The sequence below is a fragment of the Mycoplasma yeatsii GM274B genome, assembly GCF_000875755.1.
GTDB classification, from domain to species: domain Bacteria; phylum Bacillota_I; class Bacilli_A; order Mycoplasmatales; family Mycoplasmataceae; genus Mycoplasma; species Mycoplasma yeatsii.
This window is the reverse complement of the sequence record NZ_CP007520.1, coordinates 1-21,993: the sequence shown is the minus strand read 5'-3', so window position 1 is coordinate 21,993 and position 21,993 is coordinate 1. Positions and strand designations below refer to the sequence as shown.

General features: G+C 25.6%; 18 protein-coding genes. 3 read left to right on the top strand and 15 right to left on the bottom strand.

What is annotated here, in order from left to right; genetic code table 4:
• Positions 1 to 112: 112 nt before the first annotated feature.
• Entirely contained in the window at positions 113 to 1,162 is a 1,050-nt protein-coding gene (gene adhP, locus MYE_RS00095) for an alcohol dehydrogenase AdhP (protein WP_330216770.1), read from the top strand.
• A gap of 58 nt (positions 1,163 to 1,220) precedes the next feature.
• On the opposite strand, the gene MYE_RS00090 is transcribed toward adhP, so the two are convergent.
• Complete coding sequence (locus MYE_RS00090; protein WP_004428548.1) at positions 1,221 to 1,820, bottom strand: FMN-dependent NADH-azoreductase; 600 nt, start codon at positions 1,818 to 1,820, stop codon at positions 1,221 to 1,223.
• A gap of 84 nt (positions 1,821 to 1,904) precedes the next feature.
• Here MYE_RS00090 and MYE_RS00085 point away from each other — a divergent pair, with 84 nt between their 5' ends.
• Positions 1,905 to 2,702, top strand: coding sequence for a TatD family hydrolase (locus MYE_RS00085; RefSeq protein WP_042733035.1), 798 nt, complete (start codon positions 1,905 to 1,907; stop codon positions 2,700 to 2,702).
• 5 nt (positions 2,703 to 2,707) lie between these two features.
• On the opposite strand, the gene MYE_RS00080 is transcribed toward MYE_RS00085, so the two are convergent.
• The 6 genes from MYE_RS00080 to MYE_RS00050 all read right to left on the bottom strand — a co-directional run bounded on the left by MYE_RS00080 (position 2,708) and on the right by MYE_RS00050 (position 9,089).
• A complete protein-coding gene (locus MYE_RS00080) occupies positions 2,708 to 3,895 on the bottom strand; it encodes an MAG4270 family putative restriction endonuclease (RefSeq protein ID WP_042733034.1) in 1,188 nt (395 codons plus the stop codon).
• Positions 3,880 to 5,079, bottom strand: coding sequence for a DNA (cytosine-5-)-methyltransferase N-terminal subunit (gene dcm_N / locus MYE_RS04085; RefSeq protein ID WP_082028291.1), 1,200 nt, complete (start codon positions 5,077 to 5,079; stop codon positions 3,880 to 3,882). The genes MYE_RS00080 and dcm_N overlap by 16 nt, the downstream gene beginning before the upstream one ends.
• 127 nt (positions 5,080 to 5,206) lie before the next feature.
• Positions 5,207 to 6,490: an ATP-binding protein gene (locus MYE_RS00065; protein ID WP_042733033.1), complete on the bottom strand. Its 1,284-nt coding sequence runs from the start codon at positions 6,488 to 6,490 to the stop codon at positions 5,207 to 5,209.
• Positions 6,491 to 6,788: 298 nt separating this feature from the next.
• A complete protein-coding gene (locus tag MYE_RS00060; protein ID WP_042733032.1) occupies positions 6,789 to 7,802 on the bottom strand; it encodes a nucleotidyl transferase AbiEii/AbiGii toxin family protein in 1,014 nt (337 codons plus the stop codon).
• Positions 7,795 to 8,403, bottom strand: a complete 609-nt coding sequence (locus tag MYE_RS00055) for a DUF6088 family protein (protein ID WP_042733031.1) — start codon at positions 8,401 to 8,403, stop codon at positions 7,795 to 7,797. Before MYE_RS00055 ends, MYE_RS00060 begins: the two co-directional genes overlap by 8 nt.
• Before the next feature lie 77 nt (positions 8,404 to 8,480).
• Complete coding sequence (locus MYE_RS00050; RefSeq protein ID WP_042733030.1) at positions 8,481 to 9,089, bottom strand: DUF6088 family protein; 609 nt, start codon at positions 9,087 to 9,089, stop codon at positions 8,481 to 8,483.
• Between the two features lie 198 nt (positions 9,090 to 9,287).
• Between MYE_RS00050 and MYE_RS00045 the strand changes: the two genes are divergently transcribed.
• A complete protein-coding gene (locus tag MYE_RS00045; RefSeq protein WP_042733029.1) occupies positions 9,288 to 10,874 on the top strand; it encodes an SNF2-related protein in 1,587 nt (528 codons plus the stop codon).
• 64 nt (positions 10,875 to 10,938) lie between these two features.
• On the opposite strand, the gene MYE_RS04375 is transcribed toward MYE_RS00045, so the two are convergent.
• From MYE_RS04375 to dnaA, 8 genes are all read right to left on the bottom strand, one after another.
• Entirely contained in the window at positions 10,939 to 11,568 is a 630-nt protein-coding gene (locus tag MYE_RS04375; protein ID WP_042733028.1) for a lipoprotein, read from the bottom strand.
• 207 nt (positions 11,569 to 11,775) lie between these two features.
• Positions 11,776 to 14,262: a DNA gyrase subunit A gene (gyrA, locus tag MYE_RS00035; RefSeq protein WP_042733027.1), complete on the bottom strand. Its 2,487-nt coding sequence runs from the start codon at positions 14,260 to 14,262 to the stop codon at positions 11,776 to 11,778.
• 15 nt (positions 14,263 to 14,277) lie between these two features.
• Entirely contained in the window at positions 14,278 to 16,182 is a 1,905-nt protein-coding gene (gene gyrB / locus MYE_RS00030) for a DNA topoisomerase (ATP-hydrolyzing) subunit B (RefSeq protein WP_042733026.1), read from the bottom strand.
• Between the two features lie 237 nt (positions 16,183 to 16,419).
• Entirely contained in the window at positions 16,420 to 17,856 is a 1,437-nt protein-coding gene (locus MYE_RS00025) for an MATE family efflux transporter (RefSeq protein ID WP_042733025.1), read from the bottom strand.
• Between the two features lie 2 nt (positions 17,857 to 17,858).
• On the bottom strand, positions 17,859 to 18,653 hold the full coding sequence (gene rsmA / locus MYE_RS00020) for a 16S rRNA (adenine(1518)-N(6)/adenine(1519)-N(6))-dimethyltransferase RsmA (RefSeq protein ID WP_042733024.1): 795 nt from the start codon (positions 18,651 to 18,653) through the stop codon (positions 17,859 to 17,861).
• 1 nt (position 18,654) lies between these two features.
• Positions 18,655 to 19,191, bottom strand: a complete 537-nt coding sequence (gene rnmV, locus MYE_RS00015; RefSeq protein ID WP_042733023.1) for a ribonuclease M5 — start codon at positions 19,189 to 19,191, stop codon at positions 18,655 to 18,657.
• A gap of 39 nt (positions 19,192 to 19,230) precedes the next feature.
• Positions 19,231 to 20,358, bottom strand: coding sequence for a DNA polymerase III subunit beta (locus tag MYE_RS00010; protein ID WP_042733022.1), 1,128 nt, complete (start codon positions 20,356 to 20,358; stop codon positions 19,231 to 19,233).
• A gap of 246 nt (positions 20,359 to 20,604) precedes the next feature.
• Positions 20,605 to 21,978 (bottom strand): chromosomal replication initiator protein DnaA, encoded by a 1,374-nt coding sequence (gene dnaA / locus MYE_RS00005; protein ID WP_168222648.1) that lies wholly within the window; start codon positions 21,976 to 21,978, stop codon positions 20,605 to 20,607.
• Between the last annotated feature and the right edge of the window lie 15 nt (positions 21,979 to 21,993).

Sequence of the window (21,993 nt, the reverse complement as noted above, 5' to 3'; positions counted from 1 at the left end):
AAATTAATAAATATATGTCCTGTTTTCACTAAAGGTGATAATTAAAAACTATAATTTAGTTGAAATATAGTAAAAGAATATTTCTATTAAGTGTTTTCAATATGGGGGATTTATGGCAAAAATGAAAGCTTTTGTGGTTAGTGAACCACACAAATGAAGTGTAGAGATGGTAGATATTCCTGAACCAAAGGAAAAAGAAGTTCTAATTAAAATGGAAACTAGCGGAATCTGTCATACAGATTTACATGCAGCAAATTATGATTGATTAGTTGAACCTAAATATCCATTAATACCTGGTCATGAAGGAATTGGTATTGTTACTAAACTAGGTCCTGGATGTACACATTTAAAAGTTGGAGATAGAGTTTGTCTTGCATGATTACATGATGCTTGTGGTCATTGTGAATATTGTTTAAGTGGTAGAGAAACATTGTGTCCCGATCAAAACATGTCTGCATATACAAAAGACGGATCATATGCAGAATACGCAATAGGACACGAAGATTTTGTTGGATTAGTTCCAAAAGATTTAGATATCATAACAGGTGCTCCGGTTGTTTGTGCTGGTGTAACCACTTATAAAGCAGTTAAACAAGCTAAGTTGAAACCTGGAAATTTTGTTGTTGTTATTGGAGTGGGTGGACTAGGTCAAATGGCTATCCAATATGGTAAAGCAATGGGTTACAGAGCTATAGGTATTGATGTAACTGATGAAAAAGTTGATCTAGCTTTAAAATCAGGTGCAGAATTTGCATTTAATAGCAAAAAAGTTAATGCTATTGAAAAAGTTATTGAAGTTACGAATGGTGGAGCTCATGGTGTAGTTAATACTTCTGTTGCAACATCTGCGGCTAACCAAGGAATGGAAATGTTAAGACGTGGTGGTCGTCAAGTATTGGTAGGACTTCCTGCTAAAGATAAATTAGGAAAAGATGAATTCGGTGTTTCAGTTTTCTGAACTGTATTATTAGAACGTGAACTAGCAGGATCAATTGTAGGTACTCGTAAAGATTTACAAGAAGCTTTAGACTATGCAGCTAGAGGATTAGTTAAATCAGAAGTAACTAAAGTAGTTAAATTAGATCAAGTAGCTGAAATATTTGAAAAACTTGAAAAAGGTGATTTCATAGGTAGAGCAGTTATTGATTTTAGACAAAATTAAAAGTACTATCTTAAAAATAGAAAAAGAGGGATAAAATTTATCCCTCTTTTATAGTTTATTAAAATGTTCTTGCAGCTTCTTTAATATCATCAATAATTGTTTCAACACGTTGTTCTGGTGAAAGTTGAGCTAATTCTCCAACTTTAACTCCAGCTAGTAAAACTGTTTTATTAAACTTAATTCCTAAGAATCCTAAAGCTCCTTCAACATATTGAGTGTGTGCTCCTCAAGTATATCATCCTAAAGGTGCTCCTTGAACTCCTAAAATTTGAGCTTTTAGATTAGTGATTAATCCAATAGCATCTCCTTTTTTAGAGTATTTGTATGAGAATGTTTCATTAGCTAAAGAAACGTGATCAATAAATGTTTTTAATGTAACTGGTGTTGAAAAATTATACATAGGACAAGCAATAACTAATTTATCTACACTTTTTAATAATTTAATGTAGTCAATTGTTGCAGGTTGTTGGAAAAATGTAGGAAATGATTGTTGTGTTAAAATACTTGTTCCTACTTCTTCTTTATTTAAGTCAATTTCAATGATTTCATCATTTGGGTTTAACTTTTTATATTCTTCTAAAAATCGTTTTGTTAATGCAACTGAGTTTGATACTTCATCAGCTTGTGCGGTTGTTTTTAAAACAAGAACTTTACTCATTTTAGTTCCTCCTTTGTAATTATATTTTATAGTTATTATATGTTATTTGTTAAAATTTTATTATATTAAACAAGAGGTTAGGTTATGGACAATAATAAAATTTTTGATAATCATATACATTTTAATGATGATTTTAGATATAAGGACGCAAATATTAAACAAATGATAGAAGAATCATACAAACATAATGTTGGTGGGTGATTATGTGCCAGTTTTGATTTAACAAGTTCAAAAAAAGCAGTTGAATTATCAGAAGAGTTTGATGATGTTTATGCTGCAGTTGCAATTCATCCTAATGAAGTGTCTAATTATGATAAAAGTGTAATTAAAAAATTAGATCAATTAGCTAGTCATCAAAAAGTTGTTGCAATAGGTGAAACTGGGTTAGATTATTATTACACTAGAGAAGATGAACAATTACAAAAAGAATTTTTTAAAGCTCATATTGATTTAGCAATAAAACATAATAAAGTTTTACAAATGCATATTAGAGATTTAAAAGATGTTTATGAAGCATACGATGATGTTATAGAAATCATTAAAGATCTGAATCGAATACCTAAAGTTGTACATTGTTTTTCAGCAAATAAAGAATATGCTTTAAAATTTTTAGAACTAGGTTGTTATATAAATATTGGTGGAGCTGTTACTTTTAAAAATGCAAAAGATTTACAAGAAGTAGTTAAAGTAATACCATTAGATAAATTATTGTTAGAAACTGATGCACCTTATTTAACACCTCATCCTTTTAGAGGTCAATTAAATCACCCTAAATACATTTACTACACAGCTGAAAAAGTAGCTGAACTAAAAAATGTAACTGTTGAAGAAGTTATAAAACAAACTACTTTAAATTCTAAGAAATTATTTAAAATAGACTAGTTAAACTAGTCTATTTTTAGTCCTCTATTTTCATTTCTTAAGTTTATGTAATTTATTCTTTCATCTGTTAATTTATCTTTTGGTATCATTCTATAAAAACCTAGTTCACTGTAATCGTTTATATCAAAATCATTTTTTGTTTTAGTGATTTCACCATTTTTATTAAAACTAAAAAATCCTTTATCAAATCATTTATGAACTTGGGTTTGCAAATTCAACATGTTATTTTCATCAGTTATATAATCAAATAAGTTTACAAATTCTGAATCATCAAGTTGTTTATTTCCATCTATTAGTTCAATAAGTTTATTTCTTATAATTGCTACATCTAAGATATGTGCATTTTCATATGAATAACCTTTTTCTCTTTTAAACACATTAATTTTCATTTTTGAAGCTTTGCTTCTAGCTCTTTTAATTTTTGTATCTATTTCTAATAATTTTTTATTAGAGTCTCTGATTATTTCTTCCATAATTTTTGCACTTTTTGAATCAAAAAATTCTTTTCTTTCTTCATAACTTAGATTAGGTTTTACTGTTGTAAGTTTTAAAAGTTTTGAATGAATAGGATATTTATTAGAATTAACAATGTAATCTAAAAAATCATTAATGCTTTCTAATTGATCTATAAGCATATTATTTTCATCATTTTCAAGTAAATCTAGAATTCTCTCATCTTTATAAGTTATTAGGTCAAAAAACATGGTTAAATTATATTTATATTCTTCATGTTTATCATCTAAATTTACACCAATTATTTCTGCTGCACTAGGTTTTTTAAATGATCCTCCTGCATTATTCCCTTTTATAATTGAAATAATATTTTTTAATGTTGAATTATATTCTTCGTTAAATCATTTACTTGCTATTTCTAATTCATTTTGATCTAATTCATATAATCAATTTTCTGTTTTATCAGGCCTCTTTGCTTGGTCTAAACCTAATTTGTCAAATAAAGATTTTCTTAAATTAAAATTTTTCTTTCTACTTTTAAATCATGCTGGTGTTGTATATAAATCTAAATATAAGGATTCGAATTTAATTTCTCAATGTGGAACATATAAAATTTTTGTTGAAAAATCTAAATACAGATCTATATAACCTTTCGCTTTAGCACTTGTTGATTTTTCATTATTAAAAGATCTAGTTTCGAAATGCATTCTAAAGACTCTTATATCTATACTATTTCACATAAAATCATCTCCTTAAATAAGTGTTCTAATACCTCTACAGATATAGAATTCCCACAAAGAAAAATCATTTTTGATTCATTTAATAGATCGTCTTTTTTAATTGCTTGGTAATCTTTTTTATCAAATCCCATATATAAAAAAGCTTGTTTAGCAGAAATAAATTTAAGTTCATTTGTCTCTTTAAAATAAAACTTTAGTCTAGAATTTGCTCCAGAAGCTGTAAGTGTCGGACCTAATTTATCAGGTAAATAAATATAAGCTTCAGAATTAAAATTAGTATAACCAACAAGTTTTGTTTTAGAAATATTATTTTTAGTTACATAAAAATCATCTTTGAAATATTTTAGTAGTTTATTGCATTCTTGCATGTCTATTTCATTTTTTATAATTGCTTTCAAAGTTCTTTTGTTTTCAATTCTTTTAGGAAAATCAAATTCTTTATTTTTTGATAAATAAGACACACAAAAAACACGTTCCCTATTTTGAACAGAACCATAATCAACCGAATTAATTACTTTTCACTTAGATTCATATCCAAGTTCTTTTAATGTATTTAATCAATTTGTAAAATCTTTATTAAATTTATAACTTGCTAAAGCTTTAACATTTTCTAATAACAAAACTTTTGGCAATCTATCTTTATTATTTTTTAAAATTCTTTCAACCTCAAAAAGCAAACCAGATCTAGTTTGTTTTGTTATACCTTTTTGCGAACCTTGTTGAGAAATATCTTGACAAGGAAATGAATAAGTTAAAATATCAATATTCTTGGGAAGAATTTCAATCTTTTTAATATTTGTATAAGATTGACCCCCCCCCCCGTGGAAATCGTTATTTATTTTTTTAGATAAATACTCTTTGTTAACAAATCCAAAAAGATAAGGGAAAATTTTTCTTAGTTTTTCTTCTTTCATTGTTAAAAAATAATTTTCTCTGACTGGCTTTTTTGAATCTGCAGATCAAGAATAGTTTGATAATAATAAAGTCATTTCTTGTTTAGATAAACTATTCTCACTTTCAATTTGGCCATAATGTATTTTCATATAACCAATTACTGCATCAATAAATCACTCACATGCACCTAGTGATTCAAACCTAACATCTAACTCTTTTTCTATATTTTTACACGCTTTATATTGAGAACCAATACCAGCAAACATTTCATATATTCTTATTGTTTTCATAAGACTATTTTAACGCGTATTAATTGATTGTTTATTGTAAAATAACGTCTAATAACAATATTCGCACCACATAAGTTTATCTTTAATAAAAAACAAATCTTTAAAAAAGATTTGTCTAAATGATATTTTAGTTTAGTATATTTTCATCTAATAAGAACTCTTCAAGTCCAATAAATAATATTCCATTATCATCGTTTCTTGATACTATATTCTCTCTAACAATAACAATTTTTTTAAAAGAATCATCAACTCTTTTTAATGAATTTGTTTCTTGTTTTAGTTTTTCATAACTATCTACATTTAACGCCGATTGAATGTAATATTTTTCATGACCTTTATTGACAACAAAGTCAATTTCTAATTCAATTTCTGTTCTTTTAGTTGGAGTTTTGTGATCGTATCTAACTACTCCTACATCAACAGCGTAATCTCTTTTTATTAGTTCATTATAAATGATATTTTCCATAATATGAGAATGTTCAATTTGTCTAAAATTTAATCTAGCATTTCTTAGTCCAATATCAGTAAAGTAATATTTTAAAGGTGTTTTAAAATGTTTGCTACCTTTAACATCAAATCTTTGACAAGATGAAATTATATAAGCATCTTTAAAATAATCTAAATATTTTTTAACTGTCTCAGATGATATTTTAATTTTATTTTCAGAATCAAACCTATTTGATAATTTAGTTGGATTTGTTAATGAACCTACAGTTGATGAAATAAAGTTTAATAAAATATCTAATACTTCATGATTGTTAATGATGTTATTTCTTTCGATAATATCTTTTAAATAAGTTTCAGTAAACAAGGTTTGTAAATAATTTATTTTTTGTTTTTCATCATCTAAATAATAAATATAAGGCATTCCGCCATACATAAAATATTGTTGTAGTGCTTTTTGTTTATTTTTAAATAATTCATAAATTTCATTAAATGATAAAGGATGAACTCGTATTTCATCTCCTCTGTCTCTGAATTGAGTGAGTATGTCTTTAGATAACATTCTAGAATTGCTTCCAGTGATATAAATTTCAATATTATCATTTTGATAATACTCTAGTAAAACATCAATAAAGGTATCATATGAATTTGTTATTTCATTAAATTCATTATTACATAGTTGAATTTCATCAATAAAAAAGTAGTATTTTTTGTTTGGATCTTTTATACTGTCTTCAAAAAACTTATTCAACATTGATGGAACACGATAATTTCTATTACTATATTTATCAAGTGATAAAATCTTAATTTGATCCTTTTCAATACCTATAGAAATTAAATAGTTATAAAAAATATTAAACAGTAAATAAGATTTTCCACATCGTCTTATCCCTGTAATTATTTTCACCTTTTTATTATTTTGTTTTTCTATCAATTTATTTAAATAGAAGTCTCTTTTAATATACATAGAACACCTCTCGTGAAATTTAGTCGGAATTCCGGTTATTTATCTCTAGTTTATCATAAGTATTATATCAACTCGTGAAATTTAGTCGGAATTCCGACTTTTTTTCATGAGTATACCTATTTACTTTTCCTTTTTGGGTTATTTTATCCTAAAAACTATATAATTTTCGGGACAAATTTTCTTTAATAAGACTATCTATGGATGTTTATTAAGTCTTGTCTTAAAAATTTCTGCTTGAAAAACAAAAAAACGAATCTTTTGATTCGTTTAATGAGAATTTAAAACTTTTGTATTTTTTCTAATTTCAAATATTTTCTTTTGATAGTTTATCATTAATTTCTTTTTCTAAATTTTTAAGAGTTTCTAGGATTTTATCAAATTCGATAATTTCTCCATAAAACATAGATTTCATATCTACATAATCTTTTCTTATTTGTTCAATTCTAAATTCACTAGGGATTAATTTTAATTTTTTATTTTCTAAAACTTCATCATAATTTGCATATTTAATTCAGTAAAATTTCTTTTTAAATTCAGTTGCTTCTTTAAGCAATTTTATATTTTGTAAAGCTTTATCTTTATAAGATGAATTCGCTAGACAATATAAATCGTAATAGTGTCTTGCATATCTTGTGTTAAAAGCTTTATCTTCAGGTTTGTTACATACTGAGTGTAGGATTAGTGTTTTTTCTCAAAATGTTCTTTCAGGCTCTATTGCTCTTAAAAAAGATTTCTTTTCAAATATTTTAGGAAAAGCATCATCAATAATACTACTTATTTCAACCTCTTTAAAAGGAGTTGTAGTTGCAATACAACCTATTTCTAACTTTATCTCTTGAATTATATAACTCGATTCGAAAAAAGTCGGATATTTACATCAAATTGTGTTTTCATCTTCTTTGTCAATGTAAAATTCAAGATTAAAATCTTTTAGATCGTTTTCTAAATTTTTTATAAATTCTTCTTTCAAAAATAACGCTGATTTTTTATTCATTTCTATGTTAAATTTGCTCTGGCTCTTTATTGTTCTTTCAATATATGGTTCACTTATTTCATATCCCAAAAGTGTTCAATCTAAAATTAGATCAATATCTTCTGAAAATCTTTTAATAACATTAAAACATTTAGACAATGACGTCCCACCTTTGAAAGTGAAAGATTTAGAATATTTATTTTCATTAAATATATAATCTAATAAAAAACTAACTCAATAATCTTTCTCTATAATTGCTCGATCTATGCCAATTTTATTTGAAGTCAACTTAATTATTTCATTAAGATCTTTATTAGATCCCATATAAAATTTATTCATTTTCCTCCTTACATATTTCCTTGATATGTTCATAAATTCATTTTGTAGTATGTCTTGCTTCAACTAATAAATTTTGTTTTTCTTCTTCAGCTAATCTTCATCTTATTCTATCTATATGATATTTTTTTATTTTTCCTTTTCCTAACTCTTTTATGGCCTGGATAACTATTCTTGTTTTTAAAGACATATTTGATATTTCTCTTGAACTTACTTTTCTAAATTCTATTGTCATACCATCTGCATTAAATGTTTTATTTCTACCGTTAGAGACAAATATAACTTTAGCAGGTACTTGAGTAGATAAACTCAATATGTTTAAACACGCTAGACCGAAGGGAGCGATATCTCAATTATATTTTCTTGCTATTGCATCAATTAATTCATATACATTAAATGTTCCATATTCTTTAATTAGTTCAACATATTTAGGAGTAAAGTAAAAACCATTTATAATTCTTCTAATTTTTTGATCTTTTGCTAATCTGTTTAATGTTCTACGAACAGTTTCACTAGAAGCTATATCTAAAAAATCATCAGAAGTAAACACTTTATCATATTCAAAATTATTAATTCGTTCTTGAATTTGTGATATATATGTCATGATTTCATCTCCTTTTGTCCCTAAAATTATATCATTTTCGGGACAAATTTTCTTTAGGGCAGCTTTTATGTGAATAATTATTCACTTTCCTCCTTACATATTTCCTTGATATGTTCATAAATTCATTTTGTAGTATGTCTTGCTTCAACTAATAAATTTTGTTTTTCAGTTTTAGTTAATTCTCATCTTATTCTATCTATATGATATTTTTCTATTTTTCCTTTTCCTAATTCTTTTATGGCCTGGATAACTATTCTTGTCTTTAAAGACATATTTGATATTTCTCTTGAACTTACTTTTCTAAATTCTAAAGACATTTTACCTACTTTATAAATTTTAGATTTTCCGCTAGAAACATATATTACTTTAACTGGAACTTGAGTAGATAGACCTAAAATATTTAAACAAGCTAATCCAAAAGGAGCGATATCTCAATTATGCTTTCTAGCTATAGCCTTTGCTAATTCTTCGATTCTAACTTGTTCATATTCTTTAATTAACTCACTGTATCTAGGAGAGTAATAAAAACCATTTATAATTCTTCTAATTTTTTGTTCTTTTACTAACTTATTTAGAATTCTACGAACAGTTCCACTAGAAGCTATATCTATAAAATCATTACTGGTAAATACTTTTCCATTTTTCAGATCATTAATTCGACTTTGAATTTGTGATATATATGTCATACTTCCCTCTCCTTTTATCCCTAAAATTATCTCATTTTCGGGACAAATTTTCTTTCCATTAGCTTGTGTATAAACATTTATTAAATATATCTACATTATAGAATTAGGAAAAAATAAAGATTTTTTACCTATTGTGATTAATTTTTATTATTTTTAAAATAATACTGAACAATATCTTAAACATAGAAAGAGATAATTATGACATTATTTAATAAACTTAAAGATTTTCAAAAAGAAGTTCTTCTTAAAAATAAGGATAAAACTAAACTAGGATTGTTTTTAGATATGGGGTTAGGTAAAACTATTTTAAGTTTAAGTTTTTGTGAGCAATTTAACGCTGATGCAATTATTGTAATTTGTCCAAAACCTATTGCTGTAAAACAAGAAAGTGAAAAAGGAAGTTTTGCCGATCACTTAGCAAATGATTTAAATTTTACTGTATATAATAGATTTCAAAAAAATATTGATGAAGTTGAATTTAATAAAAATCAAAAAGAAGCAATGATTCTAAATTTTGAATCTTTTATAGGTGAAAAAGATCAAGAATTAAATTATAGAATTCCTCTATGTTTAAAGAATTTTGTTTTTGCTCATAGAGATCAAAAAATAGTAATCATAATTGATGAAAGTCATAGGGTAAAAAATAGTACCACTATAACTTCTAAAGTGATTGCTGATTTTATTCAAAGAATTGAAAAATATAATAAAATATTTTTCAATAACGTAGATAAATTTAGATTGTATTTACTAACAGGAACTCCATTTAGTGTTGGATATGTTGATGTATATAATCAACTAAAATTTTTAGGTTTAGAAATGACTAAAACTAAATTTCTTGAGAATTTTGCAGTAAGAAGAAACATAAAAAGTTTACCTGAATATAAAAGACCGGTTAAAGGATATAAAAACATAGAACAATTAGTTGAATTAATTAATAATTATGCAGTTTGTTTAAGAACCGAAGATGTAATAGAACTAACTAATATTAAAGAAGAATATATTGAATTACCAATCTCAAAAGAATTTGAATTACTAACTCAAAAAGAAGTTTTAGAAAGTGATCTATTTAAATTCTGTAACAAAAATAATATAGAAAACAATTACAAAGATGATGATTGTAACATTGTTTTTAATCCCTTTTATAGAAACTTAAGCTATCCAGAATATCATTGATTTGCAACAAATAGTACAGGTGGATATTGATTAAGATCTAGACAAATCTCTATAGGTTTTCAAGGAAATGAGAAAAACTATAAATGATTTGATTATTCTAGATTAGAGAAATTAAAAGAATTATTATCTAACAATCCTGATAACTATATCATATTTTATAACTACGAAGCTGAATACGATGAAATACTAAAAATATGTCAAGATCTAGAATATAAAATAGACACTTGAAATGGCAAAACTAAAACTGATAAATACTACAAAGAATATGAAAAACTAAAAAATACTAAAACATCTAAAAATAAAAAGAGAGTTATTATTGCAAATTATGCTTCTGGATCAACTGGAATGAACTGACAAAAATACGATAAAACAATTTGATTTTCTGTAGCACTTTATAAAAATCATGCTCAATCAATGAAAAGAAATCACAGAATAGGTGTTGAAAATGATATTAAATATTATGTTTTCTATCAAAATAATTTCTTAGATAAATCCATGATCGAAGCTAGAAGAAATAAAAAGAATTATACTGAAAAAATGTTTATCAAAGAAGAAAAGAAAAATTTAAAACAAGGTGTTATTCAAAATCTAAAATTTGAGTGAGCAGACTAATAATATAAAAAAAAGAGTGTCTTTTACGACACTCTAAATTATTTAATTAATTATAGTGTAATGATTAAGAAGTTCTTGCTTCCTCAGCAGCTGCTGGTGCAGCTTTAAATTCAATTTCTACTGATCCTTCGTATTTAGATGATTGATCTTTTGGTAAAAGTTTAGCTTTAGTTTTATCTGATCCAACAGCTTCGATTTTTAATTGTGTTGCATCTAATTTAGCGTTTTCATTCTTTTTATTAACTGCAGCAACAACTTTTGTAACATCTTCTCTTTCATTTTCAGCTACTTCAATTCCAGTTTTAACTGTAACTAGTTCTTCTAGTTTTTGTTTAGCAACAGGGGCTGGTGTACCTTTAAATTCAATTTCTACTGATCCTTGATATTTAGATGCTTCATCTTTTGGTAAAAGTTTAGCTTTAGTTTTATCTGATCCAACAGCTTCGATTTTTAATTGTGTTGCATCTAATTTAGCGTTTTCATTCTTTTTATTAACTGCAGCAACAACTTTTGTAACATCTTCTCTTTCATTTTCAGCTACTTCAATTCCAGTTTTAACTGTAACTAGTTCTTCTAGTTTTTGTTTAACAACTACTGGTTTATCAGGTTTAGCTTCAGTTTTACATGCAACTGCAACTGCACCAGTTGTAGCAACCATTGCAACTGATCCTAAAATTGTTAATAATTTTTTCATAGTAAATTTTGTACCTCTTTTAAATCGAAAATATATTTTTAATTTAGATAAGTACGAATAAGGCATATTTTATACAACGCGATATTTGTACTTAATATCATTCTATTTTTTTTTTTTTTTAGATTCAAGCACTTTACATAGAAAATATTGCAACTTTTACAAAAATGAAAAAATCACTTTAACCTTCTCGGTATAAGTGATTTTTTACTATTCTTCGTCTTCAAAATCTTTTAAGTCGTCTGGATTTTTAATGTATTCTAAAGTTATCGCACTTATTTCTTGACCATCATCAAGTCTTATTCCTTTAACTCCAGTAGCAGTTCTTGAAAGAGAAGGAATATTAGATACTTTAGTTTTAATTATATTTCCATCACTTGAAACAATTACAATTAAATCAGTTTCTCTAGCGGCAATTAAAGCTTTGAATTTACCTGTTTTTTCATTTAAATTCATTACTTTCATACCTTTAGTATTTCTATTACTAATTCTGTAATCATCAACTAAACTCTTTTTAAAGATACCTTTATTTGAAACTGTTGTAATGTGAGATAGTTTGAATGAACTTACTGCTCCAACTACAACGTCATTATCTTCTAATTTAATTGATTTAACTCCAGATCCAGTTCTAGACATAGCACGAATTTTATCTTCTTGAACCCTAATAACTTTTCCTGATTCGTTAGCAACAAAAATAGTATCTTGTCCTGTTGTTGCAAATACTGAAACTAATTGATCATCATCTTTTAATGTAATTGCTTTTTTACCATTTCTATTAATGTTTTCAAATTCACTAACTTTTGTACGTTTAATCATTCCATTTTGAGTTACAAATGTTAAATATTCAAATTTATTTTTAGTATTTCTGAAACATAAAATAGCAGTAATTTTGTCTTCAGGTGATAAATCATTTAAGAAGTTAACAATAGGTAATCCTCTTGCAGTTCTTGAGTATTGTCTAATGTTATACATTTTTGTTCTAAATACTTTTCCTGAGTTAGTAAAGAATAATACTCAATCTCTCATTTTACCCATTGTAATTAAATCAATTGGATCACTTGGTTCAGCATTAACACTAACTCCACGTCCACCACGTTTTTGAGTTCTAAACTCATCAGGATCAACTCTTCTGATGTATCCTTCACTTGATAATAAAATCATTGTTTTAGTATCAGGAATTAATTCTTCATCTTGAATATTAATTAATTTATCATCAATTAATCCAGTTCTTCTGTCATCACCATATTTATTAGCAATTTCATCCAATTGATCTTTTAGAACTGAATTTTGTTCATCTTTATCATTAATTAATTTATCTAAATATGAGATACGTTCTTGAATAGCTTGCATTTCAGTTCAGATTTTTTCTCTTTCTAAACCAACTAATCTTTGTAAACGCATATCTAAAATAGCTTTGTTTTGTTCTTCATCAAAACCATATTTATTAGTTAATAACATTTTAGCTTCATCAGCTGTTTTAGATGATTTAATAATTTCAATAACATGATCAACATCATCTAATGCTTTATGTAATGCTTCTAGTATGTGATAACGCTTAGCTATTTTATTTTTCTCAAATATAGAACGTCTTATGATAACTTGAACTTGGAATTCTACATAGTATTTAATGATGGATTTTAAATCTAAAAGTACAGGTAAATTATTGTGTAATGATAATAAGTTAATTGTAAAACTTGATTGTAATCCAGTGAATTTATATAACTTAGATAAAATAACATCAGGATTTGCATCACGTTTTAAGTCAATTACAATTCTAATTCCTTCATAGTTTGATTCATCTCTAATATCTGCAATTCCATTAATTGTTTTTGTTTTAACTAATTCAGCAATTTTTTCAATAATTTTTGACTTGTTAACTTGATAAGGAATTTCAGTAATTACAAATCTACTATGTCTTGAAGTTTCTTCTAAATCAACTTTAGCACGGATAATTACTCCACCACGTCCTGTTTTATATCCTTCTCTCATTTTTTGACCATTAGTCATTAATGCTCCAGTTGGAAAATCAGGACCTAGGATGTGATTATCTAAAATTTCATCAATAGTAATTTCATTGTTATCAATATAAGCTTTTAATGCACTTACAACTTCTCTTAAATTATGTGGAGGAATAGAAGTTGCCATACCAACAGCGATACCAGTTGCACCATTAACTAATAAGTTAGGTAGATATCCAGGTAAATAAGAAGGTTCTTTTTCACTAGCGTCATAGTTATCAATAAATGGAACAGTTTCCATATCAATATCTTTAATAATATAGTTTGATATTTTTGCTAATCTTGCTTCAGTATAACGCATCGCAGCAGCTCCATCACCATCAATTGATCCAAAGTTACCATGACCATCAACTAAAGGATAACGATAAGAAAAATCCTGAGCCATTCTTACCATTGATTCATAAACTGCACTATCTCCATGTGGGTGATACTTACCGATTACTTCTCCGACAATTCTTGCAGATTTTTTGTGTGGTTTATCAGCTGTAATACCTAAATCATTCATAGCATAAATTATACGTCTATGAACAGGTTTTAATCCATCTTTTAAATCAGGTAAAGCACGACTTACAATAACACTCATTGCATATTCTAAAAAGTCTTTTCTAACCTCAGAAGAAATATCAATTTGAGTTATTTTTCCATGATAATGTTCTTGATTATTATTTTGATTATCCATTGTTGCTTTTCCTTTCTACACATCAATGTTTTCTACAAATTTAGCATTGTCTTGAATATAATTTTTTCTTAATTCAGGATCTTCACCCATTAAATCTGAAAATACTTCATTAGCTAGTGCTGCATCATCTAATGAAATTTGAAGCATTGTTCTTTGTTGTGGATCCATTGTTGTTTCTCATAATTGAAGCGGATCCATTTCTCCAAGTCCTTTGTATCGTTGAATTGTATATTTAGTATCTTTAAATTCATTATTTTTTAACGCTTCTAATTCTGCGTCTGTATAAGCGTATTCTACTCGTTTAGATGATTCAATTTTGTATAAAGGTGGCTGAGCAATATAGATATTTCCATTGTTGATTAACTCTTTCATGTATCTGTAGAAGAAAGTTAATAATAGAATTCTAATGTGAGCACCATCAACATCGGCATCAGTCATAATTACAATTTTTCCATATCTTAATTTAGAAAGATCTAGTTCTTCTTTTATTCCTGTTCCAATTGCAGTGATAATTGATTTAATTTCGTTATTTGCAAATGCTCTTGCTTCAGTTACACGCTCAACGTTTAATACTTTACCTCTTAAAGGTAGAATAGCTTGAAAACGTCTGTTTCTTCCAGTTTTCGCACTACCACCAGCTGAATCTCCCTCAACTAAATAAAGTTCAGCAATACTTGCATCTTTACTTTCACAATCAGCTAATTTTCCTGGTAATGAGAACGTATCTAAAGCTGATTTTCTTCTTGTTTCTTCTCTCGCTCTTTGAGCTGCAATTCTTGCTTTTTGTGCATTAGCATTTTTATCTAAAATAGCTTTAGCATCTTCTGGAGATTTTAATAAGAACTCTTCAAATGCTTGACCAATAATTTCATTAACCGCTTCTTTAGCATCTAAATTAGATAATTTTGTTTTAGTTTGACCTTCATATTGTGGATCAGTATGTCTTACTGAAACAATACATACCATTCCTTCTTTAATATCATCTCAAGAATATTTTCCATTTGATTTATTAGATCTAATAACATTTTCAGCATATCTATTAATATCTCTAATTAAAGCTTGTTTTAACCCATCTTCATGAGTACCACCTTCAAGAGTATTAATGTTATTAACAAAAGTAATTAGGTTTTCTTGATAGTCAGTATTATATTGTAATGCTACTTCAACTTCGATATCTTTGTATTTTGAATCAACATAAAAAATGTTTGGATTTATTGTTGTTTTATTTTCATTTTTTTCTTTAATGTAATCTAAAATTCCATTAGCAAAATAATATTCAACACCTTTATCAACTCTTTGATCAGTTAAAGTTAATCTTAAACCTTTATTTAAGTAAGCTAATTGTTTTGCTTTATTTCTAACAACATCATAATCAAAAACTACTGTTTCTTTAAAAATTTCAGGATCTGGTTTAAATCTAACTTTAGTTCCTCTCAATTCAGTTGGTCCTAAATTTTCTAAAGCTGATTCTTTTGTTCCACCTTCACTAAAATATTGGTGATAATGAATATTATCTCTGTAAACATCAACATCAACATATAAAGATAATGCATTAACAACACTGGCTCCGACTCCGTGTAATCCACCTGAAATTTTATAACTATCAGAATCAAATTTTCCTCCAGCGTGAAGTTGAGTAAATACTAACTCTAAAGCTGATTTTCCTGATTCTTGATTAATACCAGTAGGAATACCACGTCCATTATCTTGAACGATAACTTCTCCATCAACTGTAAGTGTAATGTCAATTTTATTTGCATATCCTGCCATAGCCTCATCAACAGAGTTATCTAAAATTTCTCACACTAAATGGTGTAATCCTGTTTTAGAAGTTGATCCAATATACATTCCTGGACGTTTTCTAACTGCTTCTAAACCTTTTAAAACTTTTATCGATTCAGCATCATAATTTACAGACATTTTTTCTTCCCCCTAATCATATTTTTTTATAAAGCAAAATGAAAAATACCCCATAAAAAACGTTTTTGACACATATATTAATTATATCTAAAATCAGGCTAAAAGTCTTGTAAAAACAGCGATAAACACAAAGAAAAAAGTAAATAAAAATCTTATTTAACATACAGAAAAATAAGATTTATTTTTATAAATTTTTTGAATCATTAATTACGTTTTTTATCTAGTAAAAATATTGAATTAAACAACTTTAATACGACTTTCTCATTTTCTTTTAAATCAACGTTTAGTATAGATTATTGATCTTAAAATAGGATCTAAACTTATAACTAAATAAATAAGAACTAAACCATAACCTGTATCACCTTTAAAAGTAGAACTAACAAGTCAAGGTAATAAACACATACCACTAATCATTGTAATAACTGATATTAGTAAAGGTACTCATAAATCTCCAGTTGATCATAATGCTCTTAATAAAGTCATATTAGCAGTATCAAATAAAAGTTTAATAAATAACACACTCATTAAAATATAACCATACTTATTAATTAATATTGTATTTATGTTGAATGCTTTTAGTAATGGATAAGTTAAAACTAAAGTAATTGATGATAATAATAACTGAGAATAAATCGCTATTTTTCAACAATCTATTCCTATTTCAAAAGCTTTTTGTTTATCATTTTTTCCTATCATTTTAGCTACTAACATTGATGTAATTGTACTTATAGCTATTAAGAATGTAATTGAGTATTGTACAATAGCAGTTAATGTTCTATGTAAGTTTATAAAAGTATTAATTACTTGTTGCTGATCAATAAAAGTTGAATTTACATATAAATGACTAATAGCTGTATTTGCGACAAAATTACATACATTTCATAATCCTATTTCTAAAGTTATAGGAAGACCTATTTTAATAGTTTCAAACATATATTTAACTTCAATCTGATTAATAAATTTTCAGTTTCTATAATCAATATGAATAACATTTACAACTATCATATAAACTAATTGGAATAAAGCTGCTAAAACTAAACCTAAACTAGCATAAATAGGATTTCAATCAAATGCATATAAAACTAATACAACCAAAATAATATCTACCACATTAGATAAAATTGAACCAATTGCAATATGACGTTGTTTACTGATAATTTGTAATCCAGCAACTAAAACTTGAACAACTGACATTATTACTAAACTGATATTTATAATTTGAAAATACTTTACACAAAAATCTAATTCATTAATTTGATTGTACTTATTATTAGTAACTATGAATTCATTTTTCGCATCTAATCAACTTAAAAAAGTTGAAGCAAATACACAAGTTAAAATATAGACAAATAAAGTAATAGTTAAGTTAATTAAAATACCAGTAGTTATTAATTTAGATAATTCTTTTTCTTTATTTTGACCAAATAATTTACTTCCTACAACTAACGTTCCACTAGCAACTAAACCAGGAATAAATTGAATAGTAATAAATAATGTTGTTGTTTTATTAACTGCAACAAAAAATCCAGTTCCTCCAGCATATCAACTAAATAATAAAATGTTTATTTGAGATATAATTGCTGCAAAAAATAATTGTAAAAATATATGAATTGTTAATGACATTATGTATTTAAAATCTTTTACATAAAGTATCTTTTTTAAATTAAATTTCATAATTAACCTATCAAATTAAATAATAAAATAAATTCTTCTAAACCTAATTGTTCAGGTCTTTTTTTAGCATCAATATTTGCTTTATTTAAATAATCTAAAGCTAAATTTTTATCACTAACAATATTTGTTAAATTATTTAAAATAGTTTTTCTTTTGTTGTTGAATAATTTTCTTACAAATTCAGCAAATTTTTGATCATCTTTAACTTGAGTTTTAAACTTATCATTAAAAGTTAAACTAACAATTGCTGAATCTACTTTTGGAATAGGTCTAAACATTCCTTTAACTACAGTAAATTCATATTTTCTATCAGAATAAAATTCACAAACAACTGATAAATTATTATAGTTATTTTCATTTTTATTAGCACACAATCTAACCGCTACTTCTTTTTGCATCATAAAAACTGCTTTATTTAATAAATGACTTATTTTAAGAGTTTTAAATAAAATTTCACTTGTTATATAATAAGGCATATTTGAAATAATAGAAACTTTTTTAAAATCGTATTGCTTAATTATAGATTCAAAATCAACAGTTAAAACATCAGCTAAAACAAAATCAAAATTATCTGAATTAATTTTTGATTTCAAAACTGATTCTAATTCTTTATCAATTTCAATAGCAACAACTTTTTTAAATCTTTTAACTAATTCAGTTGTTAATGCTCCAGTTCCTGGTCCTATTTCAATTATTAATTGATCAGAATCATCACCTAAAACATCAATAATTCTACTTATCAATTTAGGATCTGATATAAAGTTTTGACCAAAATGTTTTTTAGCTTTTACTTGCATTTTATTCTCCTAATATTTCTTTAATATCTTTTACTTTTAAGTTCATTCAATTTAATCATTTAAATAAAGTTTTTGAACTAATAGATTTTTCAAAATTAAAATGTTTACAAATTTTATCTCTATTAGATTTTAAATAAAAATCGTTATTAACATAATCATTTCAACTAATAGAATTATTATTTTTATCATAAACTATTAGATCTGATAAAGCTTTTTTAATAGCAGATTCATCAGCTTGAGCTATTCCTATTTTTTTATATTGTTTGTTTACATCTTGTTTTGTTATAAAAGCATTCAAAACTTTATTATCTAAATAGTTAATAATTTGTTCTCTAATTTTTTTACCAGCTCCATCTGGATCAGTAAAAATAATAACTCCAACTGTATTGTTAAATTCTTTAATTATTCTAAGAGTTTTTTGATCTAAACTCAATCCATTAGTTTCAATAGTTTTAATATCATTACCAAAAATATTTTTAAGTTTTTGAGTGTCAGTTTTACCTTCTACTATAATAACTTGTTTGATTTTATTAAGCATTTTTATATCCTATCTAAAAAATAAAATCCACTAAGTGGATTAATTACTTAAAAATGTAGGAAGAATAACTTGTTTTAAATCTTCATCACTCATATTGTTTAAAATGATTGGTTTTGTTGAATTGATTAATTTTAATTCAATAATATCTTCATCTAAAGTTTTGATAGCTTCAATTAAAAATCTTGTATTAAAACTTATTGAAATATTTTTATTTCCTTCAATAGAGAAATCTTCAAATTCTTCTTCATATTTTCCTACTTCTGAAATAGAAGTTTTGAAATAAATTTTATCATTATCAACTTTAATATTAACAATACTTGGCATACCGTCATCTGTAGGGAAATCAAATCTTGATAATAATCTAGAAATCACTCTTTGTTTTAAACTAATAATTGTTTCAAATTCTTTAGGAAAGGCAATTTGTACATTAGGAAATCTTCCATCTATTAAATTTGATTGGAAAACCACATTATCAATAATAAAAGTAATATATCCTTCAAATAATATTATTTTTAAATTCTTAGCATTATCTAATAACTTAGGTAATTCACTAACAGTTTTATAAGGAATAGTAATATCTACATTTTCAACTATTTTAGAATTTGCTTGTAAAATTTTTTGACTAATTCTAAATGAATCAGTTGTTGAGAAAATTACTTTATCATCTTCTACTTTTAAATTTAAACCTGTTAAAACTAATTTTTTATTATTTTCATTCATTGAAACAATCACTTGATAAATAGTTTTTTTAACTTCATTAGGATTTAAAACGATTTCAGTACCTTTTTCTCTAAAACCAATTAAAGGATAATCATCTGCATTTAAAACACTAACATTAAAATCAGAATTACGAGTTCTAATAGTTAATTCACTATTTTCAACCATTGTTAATGTTACAAATTCATCTTCTAATTTTCTTAGCATTTCTAAAACATATCTAGGTTTAATTATAACTTTACCTTCTTGTTTAATTTCTAAATCAGAATTTTTGTTATCTAAAATACTTTTAAATGAAAGTGTACCATTAGTTGAAATAATACTTACTTTATCATTTTCTGCATTTAAATAAATACCAGTTAAACTAGGATTAGTATTTCTATGATCTATAAGTTTAACTGCTTTTTGTAAATTATCTAATAATACCGTTCTATTGATTCTAATATTCATGATTTTATCTCCTAAAGATTCTATTGCCTTTATGACATATTTATTTATATTTTAAGTTTTTATATGTGTTTTTTCATCTATTTTTCAAATGAATTTTATTTTATTTTTTTCAAAGAAAAATCAAATCGAAAAATCCTAAATTACTAATAATTACTATATTTCTTAATTACTTTATTTATTATTGTTATTATGGAGTAGAAATGTGGATAAATAATTAAAAGTCTTTATTTTAAAGGATTTAATAGTTTATTTTGCTAAGATTTTAGCTTTTAAGTTTTCCATAATTTTCTTGAATTCTTTGTTATCTTTCAACATTTTATTTATTTTACGTTCAGCGTTAATTACTGTTGTATGATCTCTTCCACCAAATTCTTCACCGATTTGAACTAAAGTGTGATTTAAAATGATTTTTGTAAGATACATAGCAATATGTCTTGCTTCAACAATCGCTTTAGCACGACCTCTTCCATCAATTGCATTAACACTAACACCGTATTTTTCAGAAACAACTTCTTTAATTTTTTTAACATTTAATATACCGAACTTAGAAGTAGGAACACCTTTAAATAATTCAGTAACAGTATCAATAGATATAATTGTTTGATCTGGATTTTGTAACATTCAGAAACTTAATCTAGATATTGAACCTTTAATTTTTCTAACATCATCAGCATAATAATTAGATAAAAAGTTGATAGCTTCTGGTGAAAAATCTAAGTTAGGATTTTGTTCTTTTAATTCTTTTTTAATGATTGCTGTTGCTGTTTTAATATCTAAATTCATAATAGGAATACTTAACCCCATATTGAATCTAGTAATTAATCTATTATCAAAACCATTTAATTGTTCAGGTGATTTATCACTTGAAAAAATTAGTTGTTTATCATACTCAATAAAATTGTTGAAAATTGTGAATAACAGCTCATTTGTCTTTATTTTATTGCTTAAAAATTGAATATCATCAATTATTAAAACGTCATTTATCAAGATATCATCTTTAAATGCTTCGATTTCTTGATGAGTTTTTTGTAGTACATCAATCGCTTTTCTAGCAAATTCTTCTCCACTCATATAAACTACTTTTAAATCAGAAAAATTATTCTCAATATAGTTTTTAGTAGCTTTTAAAATATGAGTTTTCCCCATTCCTGATTCTCCATAAATAAATAATGGATTATAAGCAAAACCAGGATTTTTAGCAACAGTTTGAGCAGCTAAAAAAGCTTGTTCATTACTAGGACCAACCACAAAATTATCAAAAGTATTTCCTATTAATCTGCTAGGTTTTTTTAATAAAGAACTTGATTTTGGTTTTATTTGTTCTTCTTGTTTAGTTTGTTGACTAGATAATGCTTCTTGTTCTTTTTTATATTTTTTTTCATCAGTAAAACTTAATAAAACTTCATTATGTAATTCTTTTTTTATAACATCTTGTATTACACCTTCGATATGTTTAATAGTTTTTAGTCCAAATATAGACTTAACTACAAAAACATATTCATTTTCACTCTTTTTATACAATTTAGAAGTAGAAATGTATTCGTTATACACAGCTTCATCAATATTAGGGTTTTCTGATAATGAAAGTTTAAGTTTTTTTAATAAGTCTTTCTCTTCCACAAAGTTACCTCTCAT